Consider the following 13,356-nt stretch of genomic DNA (forward strand, 5'->3'; position numbering starts at 1 on the left):
TTAACTGCCGTAGACTTTTTGGGCGGGGACTTCAGCGGCCATTAACTGATCCATCGCGGCATCAAGTTCAGCGGGCTGCCACCGATCTCCCTTATCCAGGCCCTGGGTCGTGCGCCAACCGTCCGCAATGGAGAGCTTGCCCCCCTCGGACTCAAAGACTCTACCGGTAATGCGCGACGAAACGCCCGAGACCAGATAGGCCACCAGGGATGACACGTTCTCCGGTGCCCAGTAGTCAAAGCTATCGTCTTCAGGCTTTTTCATACGCTCAGCCATCTCGGGAACCGCGGTTGTCATGCCGGTTCTTGCGGCAGGCGCAATGGCGTTTGCAGTGACGCCATAGCGGGCAAGCTCTACGGCCTGATTAAGCGTCAGCGCTGCAATGCCGGCCTTGGCGGCCGCGTAGTTGCTCTGCCCCACAGAGCCCTGAAGGCCAGCGCCGGAAGTAGTGTTGATAATTCGGGCATCGACCTCGGCGCTTTCCTTTGACCGTCCCCGCCAATAATGCACTGCGTGAGAGCTGATGCAGAAGTGGCCTTTCAGGTGGACCGACATAATAGCGTCCCATTCCTGCTCGGTCATCGACGCGAACATCCGGTCGCGGTTGATACCGGCATTGTTAACCACGGCATGGAGATCGCCGTACGTATCGATGGCCTGCTTGATCGCATTCAGACTATCGCCGTAGTCGGTGATGTCCGAGGTATTGACCACAGCCTCGCCGCCCTCTGACGCGATCTGCGCTACCACTTCTGCAGCAGCATCGGCATTAATATCGTTAACAACGACTTTGGCGCCTTCTTCGGCACACACCCGCGCATGAGCTGCACCCAGTCCGCCCCCCGCGCCGGTGATAATCACAACGCGTCCTTCACAAATTCCGCTCACAAGCTCAACTCCACACTGTTTCTCTATTCTTCACTCATATTCACTGCACATCACAACGCCGTGAATCTGTCGTCGCTTACCTAGGGATAAAATCACAGCCGCTCAATCACTGTGACATTCGCCTGGCCACCACCCTCGCACATGGTTTGCAGGCCATAGCGGCCACCAGTGCGTTCCAACTCATGCAGCAAGGTGGTCATTAGCTTGGTCCCCGTGGCCCCAAGAGGGTGACCAAGAGAGATCGCGCCGCCATTCACATTGGTCTTTTCATGCGGATAACCGGTTTCCTTCAACCAGGCCATGGGCACAGAGGCAAAAGCCTCATTAATCTCTACCAGGTCCATATCCTCGAGGCGCATACCCGACCGCTTCATGGCATAAGCAGTCGCGGGAATAGGCGCAGTTAGCATCCAGATGGGGTCCTCCGCGCGCACACTCATGTGAGCAATACGGGCACGGGGGGTCAGGTTATAGCGCTTGAGCGCTTCCTCGGACACCAGCAGCATGGCGCTGGCCGCATCGCAGGTTTGGCTCGATACCGCTGCCGTGATCGTGCCGCCTTCCGCCAGTGGTGCAAGTTCTGCCATCTTTTCCATACTGGTATTGCGCGGCGTCTCGTCCATCTCAACGCCATTCAACGGTGCCACTTCCCGATCGAATCGCCCCTCTTCAATGGCGCGCAGTGCCCGTGTGTGGGACTCCAGAGCGAAGGCCTCCATCTCTTCCCGGCTGATGTTCCATTTGTCAGCGATCATCTGGGCCGAGTTGAATTGCGAAACTGGCACATCGCCATAGCGGGCAACCCAACCCTGGCTGCCGGAGAACGGGTCGCTGAACCCTAGAGGCTCAGCCGCAAGCATCGCGGAGGAAATAGGAATCTGGGTCATGGTCTGCACACCGCCTGCCACAACCACATCGTTTACGCCGGCCATAATCGCCTGGGCTGCGAAGTGCACAGCTTGCTGCGATGAGCCGCACTGACGATCAACCGTTGTGCCAGGCACTTCGTCCGATAAGCCCGCTGCCAACCAGCAGGTGCGCGCAATGTCCCCCGCCAGCGGTCCGATGGTGTCCACGCAGCCGAACACCACATCGTCATAGTCATTGTCTGGAATGGCGTTACGATCAACGAGCGTTTTGAGCACGTGTGCGCCCAGGTCAGCGCCATGGACATCCGCCAGGCCACCTTTGCGGCGTCCCGTGGGCGTGCGCACCGCATCAACAATATAGGCTTCTGCCATTTTTCTATCTCCGATCAATCACTATGAGAAGGTGCCGGTCGCCCCGAGTCGGGCGTCGTCATACATGAGGTAATCCATGACACAGGCCTTGTGAAAACCGCTGTCACCCCAGGTGCCAGCCAGCGCCCAGGCTTTTTTCATGAAGATGTGCAGATCCACTTCCCAGGTATAACCCATGGCGCCGTGCACCTGGATACTGTGTTTCGCCGCAAGGTTCGCCGCGTCACAGGCTGCCAACTTGGCGTGGGCAACATGACGTTGCGCGCCAGGGTCGTCTGTAAAGAGCGAGTAGGCCGCGCGCGCGACCGCAGGTTTTGCATACTCAAGGCGCACTGCCACATTGGCCATGTGGTGTTTGACCGCCTGGAACGAACCAATGGGTTTACCGAACTGTTGACGATCCGAAGTGTAGGCCACGGACATATCGATCATGCGTTGCGCTAGCCCCAAACACTGCGCCGCAGCACCCAGTGCGCCGCGGCGCATTGCCAAACCGCCAACGGCGTTGGCCGCAGCGCCGGTGAGCACAGGCTCAACGCCCGGCTCTATCGCTATCGCGTACAAACGGCGGGATGGATCAACAGACGCATTTGCGCGCGCAGTAAATTGCCCCGGATGCAGTGCAAACAAGGCATCACCTTCGCACCACAGCAGAAGATCTGCCACGTGCGCATCCTCTGCCAACTGGTTATTGGCCAGGCCGCACACAACACGCGCTGATCCGTCGGCTACTTTCGGGAGCCAGGTAGCGGCCAGTTCGCCGCCCACGGCCTGCAATACAGGCACGGCAACCAAAGCGGTGTTAACAAGTGGTTCTGGCAGTGCCACATACCCGCACTCCTGCGCCAGTAGCACAAAGTCCACTGCCGACATACCCAGACCGCCATGCGACTCCGGTACCGTTAACCCGGTAACACCCAACTCTGTCAGAGCCTGCCACAGCGCATCGTCGCGTCCGGTCGGAGATTCCCAACCCGCGCGGATACGTTCCGGTGTTACCTCATTGCGCAAGAACTCACCCACGGAATCACGAAACAGGTATTGGTCTTCAGAAAACGTAAAGTCCATCACTGCTCTCCCTTATCGCGGCATGCCAAGCATCCGCTCGGCAATGATGTTGCGCTGAATCTCATTGGTGCCCGCATAGATAGGGCCCGACTGGGAGAACAGCCATCCGTCCAGCCAGCTACCCACACCTGCCGCGTCTGGCGCGTGTGGCCAAAGCTCGGCCCGCGCACCCAGAATGCTCATCGCGGTTGCGTGCATTGACTGATCCAGTTCAGACCAAAAGATTTTATTGGTTGACGACTCTGCACCAATTTTTCCGCCCTGGCTTAAACGACAGGCAGTCTGGTAGGTCGAAAGGCAATAGCTCTCCGCGTCAAGATAGGCTTGCATCACTGCCTCTCGAATGGCCGGGTCACGGTCGGCTGACGCCCGATTCTCCCGATACAGCTCAACAAGACGTTTCGCAGTTTCCTGAAAACGCGCCGGCGAACGCAGCATCAAACCGCGTTCAAATCCTGCGGTGGCCATGGCCACCGACCAGCCTGCGCCCTCATCGCCAAGGCGACAATCTTCTGAGACTTCAACATCGTCAAAGAAAATTTCAGCAAAGCCCGGCAAACCGTCTAGCTGCGGGATCGGCCGCACAGTCACACCCGGGCTATCCAGCGGCACCAGAATAAATGTCAGCCCCCTGTGTCGCTGCGAGTCAGGGTCAGTCCGAAACATTCCGAACACCCAGTCGGCCCAGACCGCACGCGTAGACCAAATCTTCTGTCCATTGATTACGTATTTGTCGCCCTTGCGCTCGGCGCGGGCTCGAATGGCTGCCATGTCAGAGCCGGCATTGGGCTCTGACCAGCCCTGCGCCCACACATCCTCGCCGGTCGCCATGCGCGGCAAAAAGCGCGCCTTCTGCGCCTCGGTGCCGTACTCCATCAGGGTGGGACCCAGCAGAAAAATTCCGTTCTGGTTCACGCGCAGTGGCGCGCCCGCCCGGTAGTATTCTTCTTCAAAGATCAGCCACTCGATCAGGTCGCAACCGCGCCCACCCAGCGCTTCCGGCCAGGTCACCATGCCGAAGCGCCCACTGTTCAGCGTGGCCTCCCACTCCCTGTGCTGGGCAAAGCCCTCTGCGGTATCAAAGGTCTGTAGAGGCTGGGCTGGCACATGCTCGGCCAACCATTGCCGCACCTCTGCGCGAAAATCCTGCTGCTTCTGTGAATACGATAAGTCCATTGGTCAGATAGGCACCGTAGCGGTGCTACTCCTTAAAATCTGCGTCGCGTTTTTCAACGAAGGCGTCGCGCGACTCCTGCGAGTCGCCCATGGTGTAAGCCTCAAGCGTGAAGCCTTGCTCCCAGCGGTACTTGGCTTCCAGGTCACCGTCTTCAATACCGGTCAGTGCTTCCTTGGCCAACTCCACCATCGCGGGTGATTTCTCAGCAATGGTTAGGGCGATACCGAGCGCGGTCTCACGCAAATGTTCGCGTGGCACGACTTTTTCGACAGCACCGAGGCGGTAGGCCTCCTGCGCATCGATAAACTCGCCGGTGAAGTACATGTGGCGCACTTTCTGCACCGGGAAAAGCCGCTGGAGGTGCGCACCACCGCCCATAGCCCCGCGGTCTATTTCGGGCACACCAAAGCGGGCACACTCTGACGCCACAAGGATATCGGCAGCACCGGACATGCCGATACCGCCGCCCAACACGAAACCGTGCAGCGCCAGAATCACTGGCTTGGGATTACGGTGGATAGCGCGGTAGGTCTCGTAGTTACCTCGATTCACGTCCACGATTCTTTCAGGTTTTGCAGCCAGTTCCTTGATATCAACCCCGGCGCAAAAGCCCTTGCCCTCGGCAGACACAACGATCACACGCACAGCGTCATCGGCGCCGAAATCGTCCAGGGCATCGGCGATTGCGAACCAGCCTGCGCTGTCGAACGCATTAACCGGCGGATTGTTCAGCACTAATTCGCCGATCCCGTTTTCAATATGCACATCAAATGGTGTCTTCATACTGAAGGCACTCCCTCTTTCTTGTTGTCATTGCGCAAGGCCAGCAGCGCCAATCGCTGTTCGGCTTCTTCGACGATGGACTGAACCAGTGACTCACAGCTGACTATGCTGTCGATAACACCGGCCACTTGCCCACTGGGCAGCACGCCATGCGCCGGTTCGCCGTCCACCATGGCTTTCTGGATAATCATGGGGGCGTTGGCGGACATAATCGCCTGCGCGGGTGTTAGATCGTCATCGCGACTCATGGCCAGCGCCGATTTCAAGAGCTGACCGATCGTAGCGCCTGTGTACTTGCGGTAGGCAAGACCATTTTTTACAGCGATCCAGAGTTTGCGGAGATTGCCGGCGCGCTCCAGGTCGCCCAACACCTCATTCATAATCATGCGCTGGGGCAAACCATCCATCGCCGTTGAACGAATAATCTGTGCGGGATCACCGCAGTCCACATAGCGTTGCAGTGTTTCGCGAGGCACCGGGCTTTCTTCCGTCATCAGAAAACGCGTGCCCATTGCTATGCCGTCGGCACCCCAGGCCAGCGCCGCCAGTAATCCCCGGCCGTCCTTGAAGCCGCCAGCCGCCACAACGGGCACCTTCTCGCCAACCGCATCGATGACCTGTGGAATCAACAGCGTTGTAGGGACGGCCCCCGTGTGGCCACCGCCCTCGCCCCCTTGCACGGTAACCACGTCAGCACCCAGTTCGACCGCCTTCGCCGCGTGCTTGGGCAGGCCCACCGTGGGCATGCACACTACACCGGCGGACTTCAACTTCTGGATAAACTCTGGCCCGGGCGAGCGGGAATAGCTGACTGCACGCACCCCGTGGCGAATCACCATATCAACGATGTCGGCAGCGTTCGGCTGATACATATGGAAGTTCACGCCGAACGGTTTATCAGTCAGCGCCTTTACCCGCAGGATGTCGCGCTCCATCTCCTCGGGCGGGATGGTGGCGCCAGCAAGAAAACCAAAGGCACCTGCGTTACAGCTGCCCGCGACCAATTCGGGATGAGCAACCCAGCCCATCGCCGTTTGAACAATGGGATAGCGACAACCCAGCAACTGGGTAAGGCGAGTCTCCAGCGAGGACATTACTGTGCCTCACCCGCGGCGGGCACACCCGGGGGATTACCCCTGATTTGCAGGGCGCGCTGATTGTGCGGATCCAGCGCCGCAATCACTGCCAGTTGCTCGGCGGTTGGCGCAGTCGTCTGTGGCACATCATCGGGCACAAACACGGGGTACCCCGTATTTTCCTGTACCTGCTCTACCGTTACCCCCGGATGCAGGGATCGCAGTCGTATCTGGTAGTCAGGTCCGCCGAAATCCATCACGCACAAGTTGGTAATCACCCGGCGTATATCGATATCTGACAGTTGGTGCCCACGCGGCAATCGATCGGGGTTGTAGCCTACGGAGGAAACGAAATCACACTCGCCCTCCATAAACACACGGGGGTTGTGGTCTGGAACAAAGAAACTGTTCGGGTGTGAAATGGAGTTACCCGGAAAACCCCGCGCACCCAGCATCATCACTTTAGGCTGGGCATAAGAGCCACCCAGTGCGGACGTATTTGTTTGGCCGAAGCGGTCGATTTGGGTAGGGCCCAACATGGCATGGCGCTTGCCGCTCCACACGTTGTCGAAAATACGCGAAAAGCCCATCCAGCTTTCGTTCGCCTGCTCAAAGTCAGCATCGCGCTTACCTAATGGATTGGGCTCCGACAGCATAAATGCCTCGGAGTCGGTCATCATGAGATCGGTATTGCTGGTTTTCATCGCAAGACTGGCCGCCAGACGCGGTATGACACCAATCCCCGTCGCCAGTACCTCTCCGTCGTCGTTGAATGCTTCGCTGGCTGCAACGATGCACAACTCTGCCAGGCTATATTCTGTCATGGTCATTCTCCTGGACGCTCAGTAAGTGGGAAGTTCAATGGAACGAATGGCATCCAGTCCGCCAACGCGGGACTGATACTCCGCTTCGTCCGCCCCAAGGTAGCTGTCCAGGTAGCTCTGGATACCGCCCTCTTTCGCACTGGCGGCGTAGGCTTTGAAGTGTGGCACGTCAAAACCATACAGCGGACTGCAGGAGCTGGGATGTGCACCCCCGGGGATGGGGATCACGCCGCTGGTTGCCGCTCGCTCCCAGTGCACGTGCCGCGCCTGCTCAGGCGAATGAAAATACTCGCTATCCACCAGTTCATCGCAGGACACCAGCGTGGTGGTGGCTGCCCGGGCAAACCAGTCGTCCATGTAATGATCGGGGCCAGCAATCTGGCAGACACCGCGCGCATCAGCACGGTCTGCGTGTATCAGGGAGACGTCCAGCTTGAGAGCTGGCATTGCGACCCACTCTTTATCGTCGTAGGGGCTGTCGATCAGTTTGATCTCGGGGTTGTGCGTAATAATGTCAGTGCCCAATCCAACCTCGGTGGGAATAAACGGCAAACCCCAGGCTGCGGCACGCAAGCCCAGCAACATCATGCCTTCGTCAATCTCCATCACCTCAAGGCCACCGGATTGGCGCGCTTGCCTGAAGTAAGGTTCCAGGGGAATGAAGTCCAAGGACACAAAGGCAAACACCAATTTGCGAACGCGACCGGCTGCACACAGCATGCCCACATCAGCACCGCCGTAGGCCACAACCGTTAAGTCCTTGACGTCAGAGCGCAGAATCTCCCGCACTAAGGCCATCGGTTTGCGGCGCGGCCCCCAGCCCCCGATGCCGACGGTCATTCCGTCTTCTATCTGCGCCACAGCCTCACTGGCTGTCATTCGCTTATCCATACTTGCTCCTTCTGACCTTCTGTCTCGCTAAGCGACAATGCGCGCCATGCGGTAATCGTGTTTGATGAAGTTCACGCCAAGGGTGCTGTCGGTACGGCGCACGCCATCGATAGCACTGATGCGCCGGTGAATGAAATCCGCCAGGTGCTCGGTATTGCGCACCATGGTGATACCGAGTACGTCCGAACGTCCCAACATCACACCAACAAAGCCCAACTCGGGAATATCCGCCATCGCCTTCGCCACAGCCTGCGTTCTATCGCTGCGGCTGACCTCGACGAAAATATAGGCAAGAGACGCATCACCGAATCGTTCGATATTGGTCACCGCCGTCAGCCGGATATGCCCTTCCGTTTCGAGACGCCGAATACGCGTGCGTACCGTTCCCTCTGCAACACCAAGCTCTGCTGCAATCTGTCGATTACTGGTGCGCGCGTCATGCGATAGCTGTAAAACGATGGCGCGGTCCACAGCATCCAGCGCGCTCCCGCCAGCGTCCGGCCCCGCGGCAAAAAAACTGTTTCCAGTGTTTGTGTTGAAGGGAACCCAGTCCGGCTGGTTCTTCAGCACATCAACCGCCAGCGCCGGTGTCAGGCGCGCCACGCCCGGCACGCGCGCAAGCACCTCACTGGTAAGGGCATAGAGGTCCTGCGCATCGCGCGCGCAGACCAACACTTCAATGTCCTGTGCCCCAACCACAACGTTGACCGAGAACACCGCAGGCAGCGCCGCAAGATCACGGGCAACATCCTCTGGTGAGCGACCGTCTACCTGCACACCAATGGAGAGCAGCAATCCATATCCCGCCGCATCAATATCGGTGACTGCGACCACTCGTAACACGTTGGACTCTTCCAAGCGTTTGATGCGGCTGCGCACTGTCGCTTCTGTCAGCCCCAGTTCTTTGGCCATACCACGGTAGGGTGCCCGGCCATCGGCGCGAAGCTGCGCGATGATGCCGGCGTCCGCATCGTCCAGCGAGATATCTGGCAGCGCAGTATCTGTCGCCATCTGATTCACGCCATCTCCCTGGCAGCGCGTTCACGCAGTTGGCCCTTGAGCACCTTGCCACCCGCGTTCATCGGCAGCTCATCAACGATGACCGCCGTTCGAGGCACCTTGTAATTCGCCATGTTCTGGCGGCTCCAGGCGACAATTTCCTCTGCACTTATCGATGCTTCGGGCGCCGCTACGATGTAGGCCCGGGCGACCTCGCCTAAGCGCTCATCGGGCACGCCGATAACCGCCGCCCTGGCAACGCCGGGCTTGGAACACAGTGCGTTTTCGATCTCGGCGGGATAGCAGTTGAAGCCGCCAACGATGAACATGTCCTTGATACGATCGGTGATGCGCACATAGCCGTCCTCATCCATCACGCCCACATCACCGGTTTTCAGCCAACCCTCGCCAGTAACGGCTTTTGCGGTCTCTTCCGGGTTATCCAGATAACCCTGCATGACGTTGAAGCCACGGCACCAAATCTCACCTTCAGTGCCGGCAGGCACTGTCTCACCGTTAGCATCGACGAGTTTGACCTCGACCCCGTTCATGGCGCGACCCGAACTGTGCGAAATACGCTCGGGGCTGTCCTCGGCGCGGCACAGGGTGACGACCCCGCAGCTCTCGGTCAGCCCGTAAGCGGTCACCACAACCTCGAAGCCCAGCACCTCTCGCATGTCTTCCACCAGCTTTACCGGTACCGGTGCTGCACCTGTTACCGCCAGGCGTAAGCTACTGAGATCGAAGGCGTCACGTTGTGGGTAGGCGAGCAGCGACTGATAAATCGTTGGCGGGCCGGGAATCATGGTGATCCTGTCGCGCTCGATCTGGGCCACAACAGCATTCAGGTCGAAGCTGAGCACAGGCAGTATGTGGGCACCGCGAATCATGGCGGCCAGCCAACCGGCCTTGTAGCCGAACGAGTGGAAGAAGGGATTGATGATCAAATAGTTGTCGTCTTCCCGCAGGCCGACGGTGCCGCTCCACTCTGCAAAGGTACGAATATTCTGGGCATGCAGCGTGATGACGCCCTTCGGATTGCCCGTGGTGCCGGATGTGAAAAGGATGTCCAGCACATCATCGCCAGTGATCGCAGTCTCGCATGCAAGCTGTTGCGACTCATCGATCGCATCGGCGCCATCCAGGAAGTCACTCCAAGGCATCGTACCCGCTGCCTCACCCCGCAGGCATACCGTCAACGCCAGCGATGGCAGTGCCTCATCCTTCAGCAGTTCCGGGTAGTTCACACCGAGAAATTCATCCACGGTGAACAGGGCTTTCGCACCACTGGCTCGCAGAATGTATGCGGCCTCGGGGCCCTTCAAGCGGGTATTCAGGGGCACCAAAACTGCGCCCACGCTCTGGGCGCCAATCGCAGCGAGTATCCACTCGTGGACATTCGGTGCCCAAATGGCGATGCGATCACCGTGCGCAATCCCTGCCGCCATGCAGGCGCGCGCACTTCGGCGACGCCACTGATCCAGTTCCGCGTAAGTCAGCCGGGTGTCACCGTCGGTAATCGCCGGCCGCGCACCGAATCGCCGGGCGGCATCAGCCACCAGCGCAGGCAGGGTTGTGGGAAGTGCAGACGACATATGCGCGCTAAATTAACGAATTCTGCGCTCAACAATAATCAGAATTCGGGTAATTGGCAAACTATGCGTAGATATGCGGCCTGATTACTACGCATATTGTAATAACTGGTGCAATAAGTTGTGCAACGCGCTAGCGCGGAACCGCAGCCGCGCATGACTGATATTACAGGTGGCTAATACCAGCAGTGGGCGGGGGCCGAATCGCCTCGACCTGACCGCTTTGAGTTCCGCCGGGGCAACCGGCCGGGCAATTCGCCAAGCCGGCCGGTCGCGCGACGGTTAGCTAGCGTCGGGGAACGCGTAGTCTTCGAACTGCTCCCGCAATCCCACCTTGTGGATTTTGCCCGTCGCACCGTGGGGCAGTTCTTCCACAAACTCCACCGCGTCTGGCACCCACCATTTGGCAATCTTTCCATCAAACCAGGCCAGGAGTTCTTCGGCTGTGAGGTCTTCACCACCCGGCGCCTTCACGGCAACCAGAAGCGGCCTCTCACTCCACTTGGGGTGATAGCGTCCAATGACCGCAGACTCCGCCACCTTAGGATGATCCGTGGCCACGTTTTCCACATCGATGGAAGAAATCCACTCGCCGCCCGACTTAATCACGTCTTTGGTGCGGTCGGTGATCGCCATGTAACCCTCGGGGTCGATGGTCGCCACATCGCCGGTCTCAAACCAACCGTTCTCGGCGTGTGCGTCGGAACCGTCCAGCTTGAAGTAGCTGGAGCAAATCCACGGACCGCGTACCTTCAGCGAACCAAACGCCTGGCCATCCCAGGGAAGCTCTTTGCCTGCATCGTCGACAATCTTCATTTCCACGCCGAAGACCGGCCTACCCGCTTTCAGGCGCTGCTTGGCAAATGCCTCCGGTGTATAGCGGTCTCGCTGAGCCGTACAGGCGTTAACAGTACCCAACGGACTCATTTCGGTCATGCCCCAGCCAACGCGGGTCTCCACACCGTAGGTGTCGAAGTCTTCCATCACCGACAGCGGACAGGCAGCGCCGCCCACCAGAACACGCTGCAAGCTCTCGATGGTCTCGCCAGATCCCTTCAGGTGCGCCAACAGACCCAACCACACGGTGGGCACACCCGCGGACATGGTGACGCCCTCTTCATTGATCAGTGCAGAGAGTGTTTGTCCGTCACCCATTTTATTGCCGGGGAACACCAACTTGGCGCCAACCATCGGGCAGGAGTAAGGGTTGCCCCAGGCATTCACATGGAACATGGGCACAATGGGCAGCACCACATCCGAGCCCGACAGCCCCATCACATCAGGCATGGTCGATGCGTAGGCATGCAAAATGGTTGAGCGGTGACCGTACAGCACGCCCTTGGGGTTGCCCGTGGTACCCGAGGTGTAACACAGGGCACAGGCATCGTTTTCGTTCAGTTCAGGCCAGTCAAAATCGCGGCTGTGGGAATTGATCAGCGTCTCGTAACACATCAGGTTCTCGAGCTCCGACGCCGGCATATTTGCCTCGTCGGTCAGCACTACCCAACCCTTTACGCCGGGGCACTGGTCCGCAATCGCGGCCACCAGCGGCACAAAATCCCGGTCCAGGAAGACGTAGCGATCTTCGGCGTGATTGATGATGTAAACCAACTGATCCGGAAACAATCGCGGGTTAATGGTGTGACAAACGTAGCCGCTGCAGGCCGACGCATAATAGGTTTCGAAATGGCGGTAATCATTCCACGCCAGGGTGGCTATGCGATCGCCACGGCCCAGACCCCATTCAGCCATGGCATTGGCGAGTTGCCCTGCACGTCCAAAGGCTTCGCGGTAGTTATACCGATGCCGCGGATTGTCATGCGTGACAGACACAATCTCCACATCGCCGTTCACGCGAACAGCATGCTCCATGATTGAGGTGATGGTCAGGTGCGTACCCATCATCAGTCCGTTCATGGGTTTCTCCTCTTGTTTATTCTTAGACAGATAGCTATTGGCTGTTTACCACTGCAGCGCGAGATCAGGTCAGCGCCCAGATACCGGCATCGGCGTCGTGACGGGCCCGACCCTCATCGGCCAGCTTGATCAGATGCGCCGACATTGACAGTTTGGCCCACTCGTGCCGCTCGGTATCCACATCGTCGTAGACCACGGCCACCAGTGTATCCAGATCGGCGGGGCCGGTCTGTTCAAGGCCCGCAACAACCTTGGCTTCCCGGGCCAGGCGATGCTTTACGAGATGCTCCACCTCGGCGCGGCAATCATCGATCATCTCACCATGACCCGGCGCTACGCGCTGCACGGGATAGTCCAGCAGCAACTGAAGCGACGCGATGTAAGCGCTCATATCCCCGCCCGGGGGTACGATAACAACCGTTGAACCGCTCATGATGTGGTCACCAGCGAAGACAACACCCTCTTCCTCGAGCAGGTAGCAAAAATGATTGCTGACGTGCCCGGGCGTATGCAGTGCTCTCAGGCGAAATTCCGGCGCTTGCAGCACCTCGTCATGCTGGATGCGCCAGTCTGGATTGAACGTATCATCCTGAAATCGGTCATCCGCTGGCAATGCGCCAATGACCTGTGCGCCAGTGGCGGCGGCAACACCCTGCCAGGCAGGAGAATGGTCTGGGTGAGTGTGGGTGCAGACAATCCAGCGAATGCGGCCTTCACCGGCAGCCAGAATGGCATCGACATGCTCAGGCAATGCGGGACCGGGGTCCAACACCGCCACCTCGTGGTTGCCAATCAAATAGGTATTGGTGCCCGGGCCGGTCATGATGCCGGGGTTTGGTGCAACCAACCGCCTGATCAATGGACTGAGCCGGAAAGGAACGCCGTGATCAAACATCGAGA

Annotated in this window: 12 protein-coding genes; all 12 read right to left on the bottom strand. The window is 58.8% G+C overall.

From position 1 onward, the window contains the following. The gene (locus tag IE089_RS13750; RefSeq protein ID WP_189478422.1) at positions 1–888 is read right to left on the bottom strand and encodes an SDR family oxidoreductase; all 888 of its coding nucleotides are present in this window, start codon (positions 886–888) and stop codon (positions 1–3) included. A 92-nt stretch (positions 889–980) separates the two neighbouring features. Beyond that, positions 981–2,129 carry an acetyl-CoA C-acetyltransferase gene (locus IE089_RS13755; protein ID WP_189478423.1) on the bottom strand — a complete coding sequence of 383 codons (1,149 nt, stop codon included), beginning with the start codon at positions 2,127–2,129 and terminating at the stop codon, positions 981–983. Positions 2,130–2,150: 21 nt separating this feature from the next. Then, positions 2,151–3,197, bottom strand: coding sequence for an acyl-CoA dehydrogenase family protein (locus IE089_RS13760; RefSeq protein WP_189478424.1), 1,047 nt, complete (start codon positions 3,195–3,197; stop codon positions 2,151–2,153). 12 nt (positions 3,198–3,209) lie between these two features. Further along, complete coding sequence (locus IE089_RS13765) at positions 3,210–4,373, bottom strand: acyl-CoA dehydrogenase family protein (RefSeq protein WP_189478425.1); 1,164 nt, start codon at positions 4,371–4,373, stop codon at positions 3,210–3,212. Positions 4,374–4,398: 25 nt separating this feature from the next. Then, on the bottom strand, positions 4,399–5,157 hold the full coding sequence (locus IE089_RS13770) for an enoyl-CoA hydratase family protein (RefSeq protein ID WP_189478426.1): 759 nt from the start codon (positions 5,155–5,157) through the stop codon (positions 4,399–4,401). Beyond that, the gene (locus IE089_RS13775; RefSeq protein WP_189478427.1) at positions 5,154–6,251 is read right to left on the bottom strand and encodes an NAD(P)H-dependent flavin oxidoreductase; all 1,098 of its coding nucleotides are present in this window, start codon (positions 6,249–6,251) and stop codon (positions 5,154–5,156) included. The genes IE089_RS13770 and IE089_RS13775 overlap by 4 nt, the downstream gene beginning before the upstream one ends. Next, on the bottom strand, positions 6,251–7,057 hold the full coding sequence (locus IE089_RS13780) for a CoA-transferase subunit beta (RefSeq protein WP_229802780.1): 807 nt from the start codon (positions 7,055–7,057) through the stop codon (positions 6,251–6,253). Before IE089_RS13780 ends, IE089_RS13775 begins: the two co-directional genes overlap by 1 nt. An 18-nt stretch (positions 7,058–7,075) precedes the next feature. Next, entirely contained in the window at positions 7,076–7,948 is an 873-nt protein-coding gene (locus IE089_RS13785; RefSeq protein WP_189478429.1) for a CoA transferase subunit A, read from the bottom strand. Between the two features lie 27 nt (positions 7,949–7,975). Beyond that, on the bottom strand, positions 7,976–8,959 hold the full coding sequence (locus tag IE089_RS15730) for an Lrp/AsnC family transcriptional regulator (RefSeq protein ID WP_229802798.1): 984 nt from the start codon (positions 8,957–8,959) through the stop codon (positions 7,976–7,978). A 5-nt stretch (positions 8,960–8,964) separates the two neighbouring features. Then, a complete protein-coding gene (locus IE089_RS13800) occupies positions 8,965–10,542 on the bottom strand; it encodes a FadD3 family acyl-CoA ligase (protein ID WP_189478430.1) in 1,578 nt (525 codons plus the stop codon). Between the two features lie 279 nt (positions 10,543–10,821). Beyond that, a complete protein-coding gene (locus IE089_RS13805) occupies positions 10,822–12,456 on the bottom strand; it encodes a long-chain-fatty-acid--CoA ligase (protein ID WP_189478431.1) in 1,635 nt (544 codons plus the stop codon). Positions 12,457–12,520: 64 nt separating this feature from the next. Further along, positions 12,521–13,351, bottom strand: coding sequence for an MBL fold metallo-hydrolase (locus IE089_RS13810; RefSeq protein ID WP_229802781.1), 831 nt, complete (start codon positions 13,349–13,351; stop codon positions 12,521–12,523). Positions 13,352–13,356: the final 5 nt, after the last annotated feature.

Origin of the sequence: Parahalioglobus pacificus (assembly GCF_014652275.1) — a bacterium.
Taxonomy (GTDB): domain Bacteria; phylum Pseudomonadota; class Gammaproteobacteria; order Pseudomonadales; family Halieaceae; genus Parahalioglobus; species Parahalioglobus pacificus.

Bases quoted from the DNA above. Each gene is read 5' to 3' on its own strand.
- IE089_RS13800 (WP_189478430.1), bottom strand. From the start codon at position 10,542: ATGTCGTCTGCACTTCCCACAACCCTGCCTGCGCTGGTGGCTGATGCC.
- IE089_RS13810 (WP_229802781.1), bottom strand. From the start codon at position 13,351: ATGTTTGATCACGGCGTTCCTTTCCGGCTCAGTCCATTGATCAGGCGG.
- IE089_RS13765 (WP_189478425.1), bottom strand. From the start codon at position 4,373: ATGGACTTATCGTATTCACAGAAGCAGCAGGATTTTCGCGCAGAGGTG.
- IE089_RS13755 (WP_189478423.1), bottom strand. From the start codon at position 2,129: ATGGCAGAAGCCTATATTGTTGATGCGGTGCGCACGCCCACGGGACGC.
- IE089_RS13785 (WP_189478429.1), bottom strand. From the start codon at position 7,948: ATGGATAAGCGAATGACAGCCAGTGAGGCTGTGGCGCAGATAGAAGAC.
- IE089_RS13760 (WP_189478424.1), bottom strand. From the start codon at position 3,197: ATGGACTTTACGTTTTCTGAAGACCAATACCTGTTTCGTGATTCCGTG.
- IE089_RS13775 (WP_189478427.1), bottom strand. From the start codon at position 6,251: ATGTCCTCGCTGGAGACTCGCCTTACCCAGTTGCTGGGTTGTCGCTAT.
- IE089_RS13770 (WP_189478426.1), bottom strand. From the start codon at position 5,157: ATGAAGACACCATTTGATGTGCATATTGAAAACGGGATCGGCGAATTA.
- IE089_RS13780 (WP_229802780.1), bottom strand. From the start codon at position 7,057: ATGACAGAATATAGCCTGGCAGAGTTGTGCATCGTTGCAGCCAGCGAA.
- IE089_RS15730 (WP_229802798.1), bottom strand. From the start codon at position 8,959: ATGGCGACAGATACTGCGCTGCCAGATATCTCGCTGGACGATGCGGAC.
- IE089_RS13805 (WP_189478431.1), bottom strand. From the start codon at position 12,456: ATGAACGGACTGATGATGGGTACGCACCTGACCATCACCTCAATCATG.